The organism is Microcoleus anatoxicus (assembly GCF_042465725.1).
GTDB classification, from domain to species: domain Bacteria; phylum Cyanobacteriota; class Cyanobacteriia; order Cyanobacteriales; family Microcoleaceae; genus Microcoleus; species Microcoleus anatoxicus.
In genome coordinates, this window is record NZ_CP120853.1 from 4,098,237 (window position 1) to 4,114,308 (window position 16,072).

Here is a 16,072-nt window from a genome sequence, read left to right on the forward strand (position 1 = left end):
TTCGATTAAAGAAAGCCATCCTATGCCGAGGACTGAGTAAGATAGAAGCCAGTGCAACTAAATTAATTGCTAAATCAGCCGATGTCTAGCTCAGAATCCATTTCCGTTCCAGAACAGCCCGCTAAAATAGATTTGCCCCGCACCAGCGAGTCGGAGCAACTAAAAAAAATTCGCCACACCACCTCCCACGTCATGGCGATGGCGGTACAGAAATTGTTTCCCAAAGCCCAAGTCACCATTGGCCCTTGGATTGAAAACGGTTTCTATTATGACTTTGACACTCCCGAACCATTTACGGAACAGGATTTAAAAGCCATTAAAAAAGAGATGATCAAAATCATCAACCGCAAATTGCCTGTAATTCGTGAAGAAGTCAGCCGCGAAGAAGCTCAGCAGCGGATTCAAGCAATTAACGAACCTTACAAATTAGAAATTCTCGAAGGTTTGATCGAACCGATTACTCTTTACCATTTGGGCGACCAATGGTGGGATTTGTGCGCCGGGCCTCACTTAGACAATACCAGTGAATTGAATCCAAAGGCGATCGAACTAGAAAGCCTAGCAGGAGCCTATTGGCGCGGCGACGAAACCAAAGCCCAGCTACAGCGAATTTACGGCACCGCTTGGGAAACCCCCGAACAATTAGCAGCATACAAACACCGCAAAGAAGAAGCCCTAAGACGCGATCACCGCAAATTAGGCAAAGAATTAGGCTTGTTTATTTTCGCCGATGCAGTTGGGCCAGGCTTGCCTTTGTGGACTCCCAAAGGCACGATTTTGAGAAGTATTTTAGAAGATTTCTTGAAACAGGAACAAATCAAACGTGGCTATTTGCAAGTAGTGACTCCGCACATCGCCAGAGTAGATTTGTTCAAAATCTCTGGACATTGGCAGAAATACAAAGAAGATATGTTTCCGCTCATGGCAGAAGATGCAGAAGCGGCCGCAAATGAACAGGGTTTTGTGATGAAACCCATGAATTGCCCCTTCCACATTCAAATTTACAAAAGCGAATTGCGTTCCTATCGGGAATTGCCAATGCGCTTAGCAGAATTCGGCACAGTTTACCGCTACGAACAATCGGGAGAATTGGGTGGTTTAACCAGAGTTCGTGGCTTTACGGTGGATGATTCCCACTTATTTGTCACCCCGGAACAATTGGATGCAGAATTTTTGAATGTGGTGGATTTGATTTTATCAGTATTTAAAAGTCTGCAACTCAAGAATTTCAAAGCCCGTTTGAGTTTCCGCGATCCAAATAATTTGGATAAATATATCGGTTCCGATGAAGCTTGGGAAAAAGCTCAGGGTGCGATTCGCCGCGCCGTAGAAACTTTGGGAATGAACTATTTTGAGGGAATTGGGGAAGCAGCTTTTTACGGCCCAAAACTCGATTTCATTTTCCAAGATGTCTTGGATAGAGAGTGGCAATTGGGAACTGTGCAAGTTGACTATAATTTGCCCGAACGTTTCGATTTGGAATACGTCGCCGAAGATGGCACTCGCAAGCGCCCAGTGATGATTCACCGCGCTCCTTTCGGTTCTTTGGAACGTTTGATCGGAATTTTGATCGAGCAGTATGCGGGGGATTTCCCACTATGGTTAGCGCCGATTCAAGTGCGTTTGTTACCTGTTAGCAGTGAATTCTTGCCCTTTGCGAAGGAAGTGGCTGCGAAGATGAAGGCTCTAGGCATTCGTGCTGAAGCTGATGATAGTAATGAGCGTTTGGGTAAGTTGATTCGGAATGCTGAGAAGGATAAAATTCCGGTGATGGGTGTTGTCGGTGCTAAGGAAGTTGAGGCGAATAGTTTGAATATTCGGACTCGTGCTTCTGGGGAGTTGGGTGCGATTTCGGTTGATGAGGTGATGGGAAGATTGCAGGGGGCGATTAGTAGTTATGGGGATTTTTAGGAGGATTTTTTAACCACAGATGAAGGCGGATTAACGCAGATTAACGCAGATAATAGTTGGATATTGTCTGCGTTTTTCTAGGCGATCGGCTAAAATAGTAGCATCATGTAAGTTAACAGGAGTTAAATTAATGAGTAATCCGTTTCCGGGGATGAATCCTTATTTAGAAAGTCCTGAATTATGGCGTTCGGTTCATAATAGGTTAATAGTGGCGATCGCAGATTGGTTGACTCCGCAACTACTCCCTAAATATTTAGTAGATATCGAACAAAGAATTTATCAAATCAGTGGTGAAGAAGCTTTAATCATTGGTATTCCCGATGTTACAATACAGCGCACACCTAATCCAAGAACCGAAACTAATTCTAATGTTGCTGTCGCCACTCCACCCGCAAAATCTTTGAAGGTAACAATACCTTTACCCCTGGAATTAAAAGAAACTTATTTGCAGGTAGTCGAAATAGAAACTAAACAGGTTGTGACAGTGATTGAAGTGCTGTCACCCGCCAATAAGCGCCCTGGAAAAGGGCGCGAAATGTACGAAAGAAAGCGGGAAAAGGTGTTTAGTAGTAACAGTCATCTGGTTGAGATTGACTTGCTGCGAAGTTACCAACCTCTGCCAGTTTTTGGTAACGATATTGAGGCAAGTTATCGAATTTTGTTAAGTCGGGCAAATCAAAAGCCTTTGGGGGATTTATACCTTTTCAATTTACCCGATATGATTCCTCAGTTTCCATTGCCTTTGCGCCCAGGAGATGCGGAAACAATTGTAGATTTACAAGCGTTAGTGAATGGGGTTTACGATCGCGCCGCCTATGATTTTAGAATAGATTATACCGCCGCACCAGTTCCCCCGCTGTCGGAAGCCGATGCTGCTTGGGCTGATAGTTGGTTGCGGGAAAGAGAGTTAAGGGTATAAAATTAGGTAAATCAACAGGAGTTAAATCAATGCCTAATCCATTTCCAGGGATGAATCCTTATCTAGAAAGTCCTGACTTTTGGCCTGAAGTACATAATAGGCTGATAGTCGCGATCGCAGATGCTTTGGTTCCTCAACTGGTGCCCAAATATCGAGTGGCGATTGAAAAGCGGATTTATGAAATTAAGGGAGAACAATCGCTGTTAGTCGGGATTCCCGATGTGTCTATCCAGCACAATCCGATTCCTAGAAATTCAAGTACATCTAATGTAGCTGTCGCCACACGAACTACTGAACCTTTGAAAGTAAGATTAGCAATGTCTGAGGAGTTGAGAGAAGGGTATTTGGAGGTGATAGATATAGCTAATAAGGAAGTTGTGACCGTAATTGAGGTGCTTTCACCTGCTAATAAACGTCCGGGAAAAGGTCGCGAAATGTATGAGGAAAAGCGGGATAAGATATTTGGAAGTCGCACGAATTTTGTGGAGATTGATTTGTTGCGGGGTTGGGAACCTCTCCCAGTTTTGGACAATGATATTACAGCTAATTATCGAATTTTGGTGAGTCGGAGCAATCAAAGACCTGGGGCGGATTTATACTTATTTAATCTACCAGATGCGATTCCTGGTTTTCCGTTGCCTTTGCGTGCAGGTGATGTCGAGCCGATCGTCGATTTGCAGGCGTTGTTGAATATAGTGTACGATCGCGCCGCCTATGACATTACCCTCGATTATACGGCCCAGTTAGTCCCTGCACTTTCAGAATCCGATGCTGCTTGGGCCGATGCTCTGTTGCGGGAGAGGGAGGATTGAAAGAGCGATTACCCACCCTACAACTTTCACTCGAAGGGTGAAGTCGAAAAAACAGTAATCAAGCATCAAGATAGCTTATTAATAAATTACAAATCTCTTCCGTTAATGGTATTTTTGTTTCTATTTCTAGCCAAAGGTATTGACCAAAAGGATTATTTTCTAAAAACACATATTCATTGTTGGGAGTCACAATAAAATCCATCGCCCCATATAATAGTTTTTGCTCCTCCAAAAAATCGATGCAGAATTTTCTATTTTTGCCGGTAGTTCAAAGATAGAATGGGGATTAATTTGAGTATGTAGTCGCCAATCAATTTTGGTCTCTTCATGGGCTTGTGAATCAATTTTAACGGCAAATACCTTTTTACCAATAGTTGTAATCCTTAATTCAAAAGCTTTTTCGATATATTCTTGCAATTGAGTCGGTGATAAAGAAATGTTTTTATAGAAATTATAAAAATCATCTTTGCCAATCTTTCTTGACGGTATTCCTTGATTTAGCCCATCAATGGTCACATTTCCAGTATAAATGGTTTTAACTAAGACCTCCTCTCCGCACTCTATAAAAAACTCTTTGGCTGTTTCTGGCTGCGTGGTTATCAGTGTTTTGGGGATTTTTATCCCGTATTTATTGGCCAGTAAAAGTTGTTGAAATTTTACTTTCGCTTTATTGGCGATAAATGGATCGTTTATCCATCTTATGCTGGGTATAGAATATAGTATATTGATAAAAGCTTTTGTTTCTGAAGCGATAAACTGTTCCTCTGTAGATTCAGCAATTTTACCAAAAAAATCAAAGTCAGGTTTTCTCAACCATGCTACTTTTAGTTTGGCTAAATTTAATATTCTACCAAGTTCGTCAGTAATCTCTCCATTCCATAAACCATTTTCATCAATGTAAAGATTTATCTGATATTTCCGAAGCAAATCTTCTGAATTTAACCTGAAAACTTCAATATCTTTTTTATGTAGTTTTCTGATAACTTCATCAGTGTGTGTATCCTGCTTGTTCGTAAAAATTAATATCATATTTTAATTTGTAATCTCGTTTTGGGGTGATGAATCAGATATGTTGGTTAATTGATCTTTATGCGGTATCCAAATCAGGATTTTACTACTTACGATAGCTAACAGCTTAAAGCGGGACGATAGAATGCTTCGCACCCTACCGTACCGTATAATCCATCTTATTTTATGCAGAAAGCCATGATAATCGTCTTCACCTAATGCAAATTTTAGCTTTAAGTATCAGTTTGCTTCGTATCATCTTTACCAGAGAGAAGACCACTATGTGAAGCACCATATGTCAAGGAAGTACCATTAGCAGAAACAGGAATATTCGATGTTTGAGTTTTCGGATCATAGGATTGTGTTAGTATCTCTGAATCCTTAATCGCTTCATCATACAATGCTTGGTCGAGTCTCTCTACAAAACTTAGGGTAAAAGGCACCGATCTTGCTGTTTCATCAAAAGTTTGTGTTTTCATGTGATTTATTCTTGAAAATTGGTTAACATTTAATATTGTACTTTCTAACTTTTAGACTGGGGTGGCATTTGCTAGGAAAATTGATAGTGGGATTTGGTGTGATATAGTGTCATTGGGTGCTAATCTTTAGTAACCTTTTACAAAACTTAACTTTTAGGGGCAAAAAGTGGGTTTTAGTGGCTAAACTAAAAAGATTGAGTGAGGTTAAAAATATATGGACGTTAAAGAATTGTCAAAATCGACCGATGACCAGGTATTCGCTAAAACAGGACAACATCTTGATTCTTTACAAAAATCTATATTAGAAAGTGTTTTACAACATCAAAATTTTCAAAAAATTGCGGTAAATAATGGGTATAGTTACAATCATGTTAAAAAAGAGGGTGCAAAATTATGGAAACTTCTCTCTGAGGTTTTTCAAGAAGATATTAAACAAGGGAATGTGCGTTCTATTTTAGAAAATAAAGCCTCATCTACTATCTACAGTTTCGGTGATTCTTCACTGATTATTAGTAATCATAACATTAAGAAGAATCATGTTAATATTTGTAGAGAAAACTCCCAATCTTCAGAAGATATAGAAAAGCGCTCGCGTCATCCCCAAACCGAAAATCAATCCCCAATAGTTAATCTAACAACAGCGCCAGAATTAAACTATGATTATGGGCGTAATTCAGAAATTTTTACTCTTAAAGAATGGATTTTAGAAAATAAGACTAAATTAATCACAATTTATGGATTGAGTGGCATAGGAAAAACGGCTTTAACCCTGAAATTAATCTCAGAAATTAACACACAATTCGATTATATTATTTATCGCAGTCTTGAGCATTTACCTAAACTGATCGACCTTAAAGATGAACTTAAACAGTTTTTTTCTCAATCCCACGCAACCCCATCACCAGAAATAATAGATTATTTTCGCTCATCTCGTTGTTTAGTAATCCTTGATGACGTGCAGAATATTTTTAAAACTGGTAACTTCGTGGGTCAGTATTTAACAGACTATAAAGATTATTGTAAATTTTTTCAGCAAATTGCTACCTTGTCTCATCAAAGTTGTTTAATTTTAATTAGCTGGGAAAAATCTGGAGAAATAGAGACTTTAGAAAAGGAAAATAAACACACAAAAACATTACATCTGCAAGGATTAGGAGAAGATGCGAAAGAAATCTTGAGACAAAAAGATTTACAAGATGAGGCAAAATGGGATGAATTAATAACACTATATCAAAGTCATCCAGCTTGGTTAAATATTATTGCTTCAACAATTATAGAGTTATTTAACGGGAAGGTTTCCCTTTTTCTGACAGATGAAGATGACTTATTTTTAGGTGATATAGAATTATATTTAGAATCGCAGTTAGAGCGGTTATCAGAATTAGAAAAAAATGTGATAAACTGGTTAGCCAATCAAGATGAACCGATAGATATTTCCCAAAAACCTGCTAATATGGAAGTATCTCAAGCTAAATTTATGCACATTATACAATCTTTAACCAGACGCTGTTTAGTAGAAAAAGTTCCCAGAAAAGAGCTAGCAAAATTTCAGCTAAATGCTATTTTTAAAGCACATATTAAGAGTGATTTTTAGGAAAATAAGTTGATAACTGATATGAAAAGTTTTACATAAAAAATCAAAAATTTTGTTAATCTGCGCCCCGATTTTGATGACGCTCCCGATCGATCGCAAAGAATAACTCTTGTCCCCCCCTTATTAAGGGGGGTTAGGGGGGATCAGATTCTACGGGGCCTCATAAAAAATTGGTAGAAGTAGGTAAATTAATAGGAGTTAAATCAATGACTAATCCATTTCCGGGGATGAATCCCTATTGAGAAAGTCCTGATTTTTGGCCAGAAGTTCATAATCGGTTGATAGTGGCGATCGCAGATGCTTTAGTTCCTCAACTGGTACCCAAATATCGAGTTGTGTACGATCGCGCCGCCTATGACATTACACTCAATTATACGGCCCAGTTAGTACCTGCGCCGTCGGAAACCGATGCTGTTTGGGCGGATGCTTTGTTGCGGGAGAGGGGATTGATGGAATAATTGAGGGATGTTTCGGCGTTTTATGGGCGGGCTGGGGCCTCATGCTTAAGTCCTGTGAAAGCTAAAAAATCCTACACAAAACGTTACATTTTTGTTAACATCGTGGCGTGCTCTGTCAACCTTCTAAAATAACGAATATGACTCAACCTCCCTCAGCCCCAACATCCGAAGAACCCGTCGCCGAAACCCCGACAGCGCCGACAAACAATGCACCTCCACCGAGTTATGTCAAGCTAGCGATGCGGAATATGGTGCGGAAGCGGGCGACTTCTCTGTTTCATTTTGCTTTGACTGCTGCTGGACTTTTGGGCGTACTCGTTGGTTTGGCTTTTGTCGATCGATATTTCAATTCTTAAATCCGGTTTTTAGCTAAACAGACGGGAATCCCCACACTATACCGTCTCGGTTAGTGTGGGTTCAAAGGCGCTCTTCTGTGAGGATTCCACCCGTATGTAATCTAATAATCGTAGATTTTAGGTTGAGGCCGATCGCCAGAAACCGGGTTTTTTAATTTCTATTTTGATTTTTGACGATTGGGGAGTTAAGCTGATTGTAGTTTCGGCATCTTGCAATTTTGACTAATTATTGTAAGGTTCCTGCTAAAAGCCAAAAGTTTCTGAACTCGATCGCACAATCTGAGATTGTACTAAAAATTACTTATAAAAATGCTTGACAGGAAACGCCAAAAATGGTTATAGAGGTGAATGTGGAAGACTGTTATGGGCTAGCCCAACAGTCGGCTGATAATTCCAAGGAACCTCAGAGTCCAGCTACGGGGGAGATTGCAGCCGAAACTTGGGAAACTTGGTTTGGTGTTTGGCTGGAAAATCAGCATAGGGATGTGCCTGCTGCCACGGGCTATGAAGTTAGTCTGCGTCTGACAGGGGATGAGGAAATGCAATCGCTGAATTCTCAGTACCGCCACCTGGATCGATCGACTGATGTACTAGCTTTTGCGGCTTTAGAAGTAGACTGTCCTGGGTCAGATGAAATGTCATCTGAACCTCTATACTTGGGTGATATCGTAATTTCCATCGATACTGCCAACCGACAGGCCCAGCAGCAAGGACATCCCCTGAAGACTGAACTAGCTTGGCTTGCAGCCCACGGTTTTCTGCATCTTTTGGGATGGGATCACCCTGATGAAGAAAGTTTAATCCAAATGCTCGATCGACAGGAAAGTTTGTTACAAGCAATCGATATTGTGATCCAGACACCATTACAGGAATTTGAAATTGGGTAGACTAGGTTGGTGATGAGTTGACAAATCAGGGAAACTCAAACATAACTTTCGGAAATTACATCAATTTTAGAGTGAAGACCTAGGAAAGTTATGGATACTTTAATCAAGTCAATCTTTCATCCTTCAAACGTACTCGTCTTTATCATATAAAGTTGGTTGTTTATGACACTAGAGCAACAGTCAAAAGTATCAAATATTGCAAAGCTTCTAACCATGCCTCCAGACTCTTCCAATCAGACAGTCAATGGGTCAAAAAAAGCATTAAAATACAATCGAGAACTGTCCTGGAAAATAGCATCTAGCTTAGCGATTAGTTTTAAATATGCTTGGGCTGGCTTGAGTTACGCTTTTGAAACTCAGCGCAATTTTCGCATCCACACGGTAATTGGCACTCTGGCGATCGGACTTGGGGTATTCTTACACCTGAAGCCTGTGGAAATATCAGTTATCGGCATTACCATTGGTATAGTTTTGGCAATGGAATTGTTGAATACGGCGATCGAATCCCTGGTAGACTTGACTGTAGGACAATCTTACCACGAACTGGCGAAAATTGCCAAGGACTGCGCTGCTGGGGCGGTACTGGTATCGGCAATGGCGGCGGCGATCGTCGCGGTGGCACTTTTACTACCTCCTTTTTGGACAGTGATTCAATTAGCCATCGCCAATTAGACCTCAAATTAAAGTTAACCCGTGATTATAGTCATCGATAACTACGACAGTTTTACATACAACTTGGTACAGTATCTAGGAGAACTAGGTGCTGACTTGCCAGTAGCAAAAGAGGTGCAAGTCTACCGGAACGACCAAATTTCTCTAGCAGAAATTCGCAGATTGCAACCGGCGGCAGTTGTGATTTCTCCAGGCCCAGGGCGGCCGGAAGATGCGGGAATTTCTCTGGAATTAATCAAAGAATTGGGGCCGACTATGCCAATTTTGGGCGTGTGTCTGGGACACCAAAGCATCGGTCAAGTATTCGGTGGCAAAATAGTTTCTGCACCGATATTAATGCACGGGAAAACTTCTCAGGTGGAACATCGGGGATTGGGGGTGTTTCGCGGGGTGGAATCGCCACTGACTGCAACTCGTTATCACAGTTTGGTTATAGAAAAACAGAGTTGTCCAGAGGTTTTGGAAATTACAGCTTGGGTTGAGGATGGAACTATTATGGGTGTCCGACATCGGGAATATCCGCATATTGAAGGGGTACAGTTTCACCCGGAAAGTATTTTAACAACTTCGGGAAAACAATTATTACGCAATTTCTTGGAACGACTTTAGTTTAATTGTGAATTTTGAGTGATTTTGGGTTCCCCCGAAACAAATTGAGCGATAAAATCCTAATTTGTGGTATAACGACAGACGACCAACACCCGATAACAGCACCAAAAGATGAAACGGCGACAATTAATGCGTTACGCACAGACAAGTTTGCTGGCAGCTTTAGCAACTGGTTTGCCATCTGGATGGGAAAGCTATTTGGCTCAAACTGCTGATTCTTTGTCGGTTCAGTGGTTGGGCCACACTTGCTTTTTGTTTACAGGAGGCGGTGCAAGGGTGCTGGTGAATCCTTTTCGTCCCCTGGGCTGTACGGCGGGCTATAGATCTCCTAAAGTCGCTACAGATTTGATTCTGATTACCAGTCGGTTGCTCGATGAAGGGGCGATAGACGGATTTTCTGGCAATCCCGGTCTTTTGTACGAACCGGGGTCTTATCAGTCAAATGGGCTGCGACTGCAAGGGATTCGCATGGAAAAAGACCGCGAGGGAGGACGGCGATTTGGGGTAAATGTGGCTTGGCTGTGGGAGCAAGCTGGTGTTAAAATCTTACATCTCGGTGGAGTTGCAGCTCCGATCGGCATTGAAGAACAAATCTTGATCGGGCGTCCAGATGTAGTGCTGATTCCCGTCGGTGGTGGCCCGAAAGCCTATACTCCTGCCGAAGCAAAGCAAACTTTGCAACTTCTCAAACCAAAGATGGTGATTCCTACACACTTCAAAACCCAAGCTGCTGATGCTGCTGCGTGCGATTTGGCCACACTAGATGAATTCTTGGCGCTGATGGATGGCACGCCAGTCAGTCGATTGAATAATGATACCATTTCCATTCGATCGAATTCTTTGCCACCGAGCGGTTCGGTGATTGAGGTTTTGAGTTACAAATTTAGCGCTTGAGCCACTTTTTTGCGAATGTTGCGTTATATTAAGGAAGTTTTGGTGCGATCGACAATCTAAGCAGATTCTACCTCTAGTTTAGCCTTTCCAAGCATTGCCTCGCAGTGCACAACAGGCTAACAAAAGAATTCAAGTCCATTGTTTTATTGTCATAAGGAAATGCAAGCGCAATGAAAAATCAAAATTTACCTAACTTGATGAAAAAACTGACAGGTTTTGCAGGAGTAATCGGCGCTAGCGCCCTCATTGGTTTCCCAGCTTGGGCGCACATCAACGCCAAAACTAATGTTGCTAGTGCAACTCCAACTCAACAAGTGGCTGGAAACGTCAAAACCGCTGCTTCCCCCGCACCAACCGCTTCACCAACAACAATGGCTGCTAAGGATATTGTCGCCATTGCATCAGGCGACGCTCAATTCAAAACATTAACCAAGGCTTTAACAGTCGCAGGATTAGTTTCAACTTTACAAGGAAAAGGCCCGTTCACTGTGTTCGCGCCGACAGATGCGGCCTTCGCTGCTTTACCAAAAGGCACTTTGGATGATTTGCTCAAACCCGCGAACAAAGCTAAACTGACCAAGATTTTGACTTATCACGTTGTTCCTGGTGCTGTTTTATCTACTGGCTTGAAATCCGGTAATGTTACCAGTGTTGAAAAAACTCCCCTAAAGGTAGTAGTTAGTGGCGGCAAGGTGACAGTAGATGGTGCTAATGTCGTGAAAGCTGATATCAAAGCTAGCAACGGCGTGATTCACGTAATTGATAAGGTTTTGATCCCGGCTGATGCCAAATAGAAGGACGATTGAATTCCTGATTACCTGGTTCGTAATCAGGAGTTGATTTCTTCGATGAAAAAACTCAAACATGATTTTTAAAGTTTGAGTTTTTTCAAGTATTGTAGATCTTGCCATGCTTGGATCAGATTGCCTTGTAAGAGTGTGGCGACACCATTCAATACTCTAATTTCCGGTAGATTCGGGTTGAGAGCAAGAGCAGGTTTTAAGGCAGTTTCCGCAGCTTTGGGATGCCAACCATAAAGGTTGACAAAAGCGAGATAAGCATAGGCGTAGGGGTTTTTTGAGTCGAGTTGAGTGACTTTTTCTAAAGCTGCGATCGCACCATTGACATTCTGTTGCAATGCCCTAGACAATGCCAACCCATAGGCCAATTCTAGATTGTTTGGTTGTTGGTGCAATCGATATTCAAAGGCTTGTTCCGCTTGTATGGTATAATCTTGAGTTGGATCGTACTGATTGATGCGTCCAATCTGCTCAAACACTGGTTCTAAACCGGGCAATCCTTTCGGTAAATTAGCAGCCATTGTCCTCAATTGAGTCACCAAATCCAACTCAACCTTTTCTAGATTATCCTCATTCCCAGGCTTCTGGTTCTTCTGCTTCTGGTTTTGTTTCTGGTTCGCCGACTCTGGCTCAATCCTAACACTAACTGTCCCCACATTCATCGGATAAGTTTCTCCGGTGTTCCGATTCAGATAAGTAGCTTCGAGATTGTAACTTCCTGGTGCAATATTAGCAGGAGGAAGCATGGCAGTGCGATCGACAACTCGAAATCCCACAGCAAATTTATCAGCCTCCAGCATCCCCGGATGCAAAGTCCCTTGGGCGATCGCGCGATCGTGTAAAATCTCAGAAGTTTGTCCCGGCTGTTGGATTTCGCTACCTCCGCGATTTTTCCATGTTACCAAGACTAAACCCGACTGCAACTGCCGCCAAGGCCCAGACCAAATATATGTTACTGGAATCGGAACACCGGGAACTGCTCTGGCTGGAACAGTAACTTGCTCTAATTGTACTTGCGATCGCGCTTCATTCAAAGGCTGGACTTCCACAGCCCGCCATCGCTTCCGATAAAGATTCAAATTAGTAAAATCAGGCAAAAACCAAGTTTTTTGCAACAGAAATTTATCGCCTTTTTCGATAGCAGCCACTGCTGCATTTTGAGCAGTCTTAATCCGTTCGCGAATCGAACCTTGGTCTCCCGTTTTAGTGACAAACCAAGAAAGCGATCGTACATCTTGCGGCACTTCTTTTAAATTTGTCCCCACCTGTCGCCCGTAAACCTGAAAATTAGCCAAAGCACCATAATAATTCAAATTATGCTGATTAATTTCCGGTGTGGAAGGTAAGACACCTAAAGTCGATTGTAAATAAGGTTCCGTCTGAATAATTTCTGCAATTACTTCTCGGTGCGGCCACTCTTTCCCCAAGTAAGGATAACTCGAATTTCCCGGACTCACCATTTCGACTAAATTATGTCCTAGAGCACCTCCCAGCGGCCACATATGAAACAACATCGCCAGTGTTGCTAAGCCCATTGTACCCCAGCGAATTTGCCTTCCCCATCTTTGGGGCCACATAGTCAAAAAGTATGCTAAGAAAATTGATAAAACTGGTAAATAGGGCACAACATAGCGACCGTCTTTATTAATGTTGACCGAATTAATCAGATAAGCTCCTACCCAAAAAATAGCCAGCCACCCACAGGAATTAAGCTGAAAACTTGACCCCAGATGCCCTCGATGTCGCCAATAATAAAGTAGCAATCCGACTAAGGGAATGAGTAACAGCGGCCAAGAAACCTGTTCTGGTAAGTGTTGACCGTAGTAAATCCAAGCATTGATTGTATTGAGCGCTGGGTCTCCTTCGGCGATGGCAGAATCGAAAGTTGCCCGTTTTCCCCCGGTCAAAATTAACAACCAATTCGTTTTTGCCCAAGGTCCAAATACTGCCAGTGATAGTAATAAAGCACCGACTAATTGAGCTAATCTTCCCCAAGCTTTTTGTCGGAAAGTGCCGACAGCTAACCAGACAATGGGGGTAAATAGAAATAATACGGTGGTGTGTTTGGCGAGGATGGATAAACCGAGAGAAATGCCGCTTGCGATCGCCCAAAAGTAAGATGAGATAGAAAGAGACGAAACTTTTCCCTGTTTGGGAGAATTCATCCGCCTATTTCCATCAACATCCCTGTCATAGGTGACTTCTTCCCTCAAGGTACTCTGAGCTAAGTCGAAGGACTCTCTGGCTTCAGAAGCCTTCCACATTGTCAGACAAAAGAAAGTCAAAGTAATCGCAGCAGTGACAGGATAGTCGAGTAAAAATTGCAAGCGGAACCGATATAATCCTGGTAAAACTACACAAATTGCAGCGGCCCACAAACCGACTTGCCGATTAAATAATTGGACGCTCAGACAGTAAACTGAAACCAGGAGAATGGCACTAAATAATAAAAAAACTAAGGTTGCTTCATCGGGCCGAGTCCCAAATATACGCAAAAACGGCACTGTGGCAATAAAAATTAAGGGCGGAATTTTGGTGGAAAGTAGCCAGAAGTTGGTCCACCATTCTCCCGATAACCATTGGGGATGTTGGAGTACCTGTAAGTAATTCAGGGTGCTGGTGAGGTATTCTGCTTGATCCCAGGCGGGGACAGAGCGATCGAAGGTGAACCAGAGGCGATCGCTCATCGCCCCCACCAGCCAAATTAGGCCGAGGACTAGCAGACTGTTGTCCCCATTGCCCCGATGTTGCCGTGCCATTGCGATTTTGGGTTTTAAGTTGCAGCTTTTAGCTTACAGGCGGGGGGGTTCCCGCGCGATCGAATTTTTTTTTAGAAAACTACTTGCTAATTCCATATCTCTGTGTTACGGTAGTTAAGCATGAAAAAAACGCCGGGATAGCTCAGTTGGTAGAGCAGTGGACTGAAAATCCACGTGTCACGAGTTCAAGTCTCGTTCCTGGCATATGAGTATTTTGTTTAAATCATTGTTAACGGTTCACCGTTAATAGTTACCAATGGTTAATGACCCTTTGACTAGGTGGCGCTTGGTCCATCCCTAGGCGCTTCCTGAGCGTAGTCCAAGAGTCCTTGGACTACGCATTGCTGTTGACTAATAACTATAACACTACAAAAATTGTGCCGTGATATCGGAATTAACCAGAGTATTCGCGCACAGAATTCCTGATGCGGCCACCGCAGGTACGCCAATTCCTGGCATGGTACTGTCTCCTACTCGATACAAACCTTTGACTGGTGTTTGTGGACCGGGAAATGTGCCTTTGCCGGCGGGGATTCCAGGCCCATAAGTACCTTGATATCGGTGCAAAAATCGGGCGTGGGTTAGGGGTGTGCCGATCGACTCTAGGACAATTCGCCTCCGCAAATCCGGTATAATTTTTTCTAGAGCTTTGAACAGAGATTGCGATCGCTCTTGCTTTTTCTGTTGATATAATTCCCCATATTCCCAACCTTCGTAGGGTTCCAGTGTATAAGCATGAATGGCGTGATGTCCCGGCGGTGCGAGATTGGCATCCCAAACCGTAGGAATCGAAATCATGCAAGTATTTCCGGGTACTGTAATATCAATGTTACTGTCATGGACAACGACGTGATGCCCAGTCAAACCTGCGAGTCCTTCAGCTTTAATACCTAAATGCAGGTGCATGAAACTTTCTACCGCTGGCGTTGATAAGGCAATTTGGCGATAATTTTTTGGTAAATCTTCTGGTGATAGCAACTTGGTATAAGTATCCCAGATTGTCGCATTGGAGATGGTAATTGGTGCGCGGATAATTTCGCCATTTTGCAAGCGAACACCAGTTGCTCTCCCCGATTCAACTAAAATTTGCTCGACTGGTGTTCCCAGGCGCAACTTTCCCCCCCAGCGCTGCAAGCCTCGGACTAAAGCATCGACGATCGCACCACTGCCGCCGACGGGATATTCTATAACTGAGCGCGATCGTTCCCCAATCATAAAAGCGATTTCCGGCGCGACAGTTCCCTCCGCCTTCAAGCCAGACAGCAAAAAGCACTCCAAATCGATCAAACGTCGCACCCAAGGGTCCCTCACATCCCTATCCATCAACACACCCGCAGCACCTCCTATCACCCCTACAAGCGGCAGCAATTTCAGCATAGATGGCCAGTACCGAAACAGCAAAACAGGTATTAACTGCCAATCAGCTCTAAGCGCCACAGCCGGAATTCCCCGCAAAGCTTCATATAAAACTAATAAATTTTGTTGGAATTGCTGCAATTCCTTCGCGCCTTGTGGTGTAAACTCAGCTACAGCATCTAAGTATTTTTTTCCATTAGCATAAACTGGCAAACTTCCCTCTGGAAAATGATAATGCCCCAAGGGGTCGTAGGGAATTGTGGCGATGGATTCCTCCAAAATCTCCAACACTTGTCGCAAAGGATTGAGGGACTGGGGGTCAGTCAAACCACAATAAAAAGAAGGTCCCGAATCAAAATGAAATCCCCGGCGCGAAAAACTGTGAGCCGCACCACCGGCTATGGTATGACTTTCGCACACAAGTACCCGCTGACCGTAGCGAGCTAGCATTGATGCCGCGACTAAGCCGCCAATGCCACTCCCAATTACAATTACATCAAAGTCTGGCATCTTTTAAATGTGGTATAATTTTATTGTTTCTTGGTAATTGTTGACAGG

Annotated in this window: 14 protein-coding genes, 1 tRNA gene and 1 pseudogene; 12 read left to right on the top strand and 4 right to left on the bottom strand. The window is 42.8% G+C overall.

What is annotated here, in order from left to right; genetic code table 11:
- The first annotated feature begins 81 nt into the window (after nucleotides 1–81).
- The 3 genes from thrS to P2A85_RS17730 all read left to right on the top strand — a co-directional run bounded on the left by thrS (nucleotide 82) and on the right by P2A85_RS17730 (nucleotide 3,642).
- Nucleotides 82–1,911, top strand: a complete 1,830-nt coding sequence (thrS, locus tag P2A85_RS17720) for a threonine--tRNA ligase (protein WP_377474288.1) — start codon at nucleotides 82–84, stop codon at nucleotides 1,909–1,911.
- A gap of 130 nt (nucleotides 1,912–2,041) precedes the next feature.
- Nucleotides 2,042–2,830 carry a DUF4058 family protein gene (locus P2A85_RS17725; protein WP_377474290.1) on the top strand — a complete coding sequence of 263 codons (789 nt, stop codon included), beginning with the start codon at nucleotides 2,042–2,044 and terminating at the stop codon, nucleotides 2,828–2,830.
- Nucleotides 2,831–2,859: 29 nt separating this feature from the next.
- Entirely contained in the window at nucleotides 2,860–3,642 is a 783-nt protein-coding gene (locus tag P2A85_RS17730; protein WP_377474292.1) for a DUF4058 family protein, read from the top strand.
- 186 nt (nucleotides 3,643–3,828) lie between these two features.
- Here P2A85_RS17730 and P2A85_RS17735 read toward each other — a convergent pair whose 3' ends face one another.
- Nucleotides 3,829–4,671 (bottom strand): RimK family alpha-L-glutamate ligase, encoded by an 843-nt coding sequence (locus P2A85_RS17735; RefSeq protein ID WP_377474294.1) that lies wholly within the window; start codon nucleotides 4,669–4,671, stop codon nucleotides 3,829–3,831.
- Between the two features lie 212 nt (nucleotides 4,672–4,883).
- Nucleotides 4,884–5,129, bottom strand: a complete 246-nt coding sequence (locus P2A85_RS17740) for a hypothetical protein (protein ID WP_377474296.1) — start codon at nucleotides 5,127–5,129, stop codon at nucleotides 4,884–4,886.
- A gap of 214 nt (nucleotides 5,130–5,343) precedes the next feature.
- Between P2A85_RS17740 and P2A85_RS17745 the strand changes: the two genes are divergently transcribed.
- The 8 genes and pseudogenes from P2A85_RS17745 to P2A85_RS17780 all read left to right on the top strand — a co-directional run bounded on the left by P2A85_RS17745 (nucleotide 5,344) and on the right by P2A85_RS17780 (nucleotide 11,393).
- Complete coding sequence (locus P2A85_RS17745; RefSeq protein WP_377474298.1) at nucleotides 5,344–6,723, top strand: AAA family ATPase; 1,380 nt, start codon at nucleotides 5,344–5,346, stop codon at nucleotides 6,721–6,723.
- A gap of 254 nt (nucleotides 6,724–6,977) precedes the next feature.
- Nucleotides 6,978–7,181 (top strand): annotated as a pseudogene (locus P2A85_RS17750) (DUF4058 family protein); the annotation flags it as partial.
- A 137-nt stretch (nucleotides 7,182–7,318) separates the two neighbouring features.
- The gene (locus tag P2A85_RS17755; RefSeq protein WP_377474300.1) at nucleotides 7,319–7,537 is read left to right on the top strand and encodes a DUF3285 domain-containing protein; all 219 of its coding nucleotides are present in this window, start codon (nucleotides 7,319–7,321) and stop codon (nucleotides 7,535–7,537) included.
- 332 nt (nucleotides 7,538–7,869) lie between these two features.
- The gene (ybeY, locus tag P2A85_RS17760; RefSeq protein WP_377474302.1) at nucleotides 7,870–8,424 is read left to right on the top strand and encodes an rRNA maturation RNase YbeY; all 555 of its coding nucleotides are present in this window, start codon (nucleotides 7,870–7,872) and stop codon (nucleotides 8,422–8,424) included.
- Nucleotides 8,425–8,586: 162 nt separating this feature from the next.
- Complete coding sequence (locus P2A85_RS17765; RefSeq protein WP_377474304.1) at nucleotides 8,587–9,096, top strand: diacylglycerol kinase family protein; 510 nt, start codon at nucleotides 8,587–8,589, stop codon at nucleotides 9,094–9,096.
- A gap of 21 nt (nucleotides 9,097–9,117) precedes the next feature.
- Nucleotides 9,118–9,705: an anthranilate synthase component II gene (locus tag P2A85_RS17770; protein ID WP_377474306.1), complete on the top strand. Its 588-nt coding sequence runs from the start codon at nucleotides 9,118–9,120 to the stop codon at nucleotides 9,703–9,705.
- A 111-nt stretch (nucleotides 9,706–9,816) separates the two neighbouring features.
- Nucleotides 9,817–10,599, top strand: a complete 783-nt coding sequence (locus tag P2A85_RS17775) for an MBL fold metallo-hydrolase (protein WP_377474308.1) — start codon at nucleotides 9,817–9,819, stop codon at nucleotides 10,597–10,599.
- Between the two features lie 170 nt (nucleotides 10,600–10,769).
- Entirely contained in the window at nucleotides 10,770–11,393 is a 624-nt protein-coding gene (locus P2A85_RS17780; protein ID WP_377474310.1) for a fasciclin domain-containing protein, read from the top strand.
- A gap of 77 nt (nucleotides 11,394–11,470) precedes the next feature.
- Here P2A85_RS17780 and P2A85_RS17785 read toward each other — a convergent pair whose 3' ends face one another.
- A complete protein-coding gene (locus P2A85_RS17785; protein ID WP_377474312.1) occupies nucleotides 11,471–14,158 on the bottom strand; it encodes a phospholipid carrier-dependent glycosyltransferase in 2,688 nt (895 codons plus the stop codon).
- 131 nt (nucleotides 14,159–14,289) lie between these two features.
- On the opposite strand from P2A85_RS17785, the gene P2A85_RS17790 reads away from it, so the two are divergent.
- Nucleotides 14,290–14,362 (top strand) — tRNA-Phe (locus tag P2A85_RS17790).
- A 162-nt stretch (nucleotides 14,363–14,524) separates the two neighbouring features.
- On the opposite strand, the gene P2A85_RS17795 is transcribed toward P2A85_RS17790, so the two are convergent.
- Nucleotides 14,525–16,024, bottom strand: coding sequence for a phytoene desaturase family protein (locus tag P2A85_RS17795; protein ID WP_377474314.1), 1,500 nt, complete (start codon nucleotides 16,022–16,024; stop codon nucleotides 14,525–14,527).
- Nucleotides 16,025–16,072: the final 48 nt, after the last annotated feature.

Excerpts from the sequence above, each read along its gene's own strand:
- thrS (WP_377474288.1), top strand. The coding sequence starts at position 82 with ATGTCTAGCTCAGAATCCATTTCCGTTCCAGAACAGCCCGCTAAAATA.
- P2A85_RS17725 (WP_377474290.1), top strand. The coding sequence starts at position 2,042 with ATGAGTAATCCGTTTCCGGGGATGAATCCTTATTTAGAAAGTCCTGAA.
- P2A85_RS17730 (WP_377474292.1), top strand. The coding sequence starts at position 2,860 with ATGCCTAATCCATTTCCAGGGATGAATCCTTATCTAGAAAGTCCTGAC.
- P2A85_RS17735 (WP_377474294.1), bottom strand. The coding sequence starts at position 4,671 with ATGATATTAATTTTTACGAACAAGCAGGATACACACACTGATGAAGTT.
- P2A85_RS17740 (WP_377474296.1), bottom strand. The coding sequence starts at position 5,129 with ATGAAAACACAAACTTTTGATGAAACAGCAAGATCGGTGCCTTTTACC.
- P2A85_RS17745 (WP_377474298.1), top strand. The coding sequence starts at position 5,344 with ATGGACGTTAAAGAATTGTCAAAATCGACCGATGACCAGGTATTCGCT.
- P2A85_RS17755 (WP_377474300.1), top strand. The coding sequence starts at position 7,319 with ATGACTCAACCTCCCTCAGCCCCAACATCCGAAGAACCCGTCGCCGAA.
- ybeY (WP_377474302.1), top strand. The coding sequence starts at position 7,870 with ATGGTTATAGAGGTGAATGTGGAAGACTGTTATGGGCTAGCCCAACAG.
- P2A85_RS17765 (WP_377474304.1), top strand. The coding sequence starts at position 8,587 with ATGACACTAGAGCAACAGTCAAAAGTATCAAATATTGCAAAGCTTCTA.
- P2A85_RS17775 (WP_377474308.1), top strand. The coding sequence starts at position 9,817 with ATGAAACGGCGACAATTAATGCGTTACGCACAGACAAGTTTGCTGGCA.
- P2A85_RS17780 (WP_377474310.1), top strand. The coding sequence starts at position 10,770 with ATGAAAAATCAAAATTTACCTAACTTGATGAAAAAACTGACAGGTTTT.
- P2A85_RS17785 (WP_377474312.1), bottom strand. The coding sequence starts at position 14,158 with ATGGCACGGCAACATCGGGGCAATGGGGACAACAGTCTGCTAGTCCTC.
- P2A85_RS17795 (WP_377474314.1), bottom strand. The coding sequence starts at position 16,024 with ATGCCAGACTTTGATGTAATTGTAATTGGGAGTGGCATTGGCGGCTTA.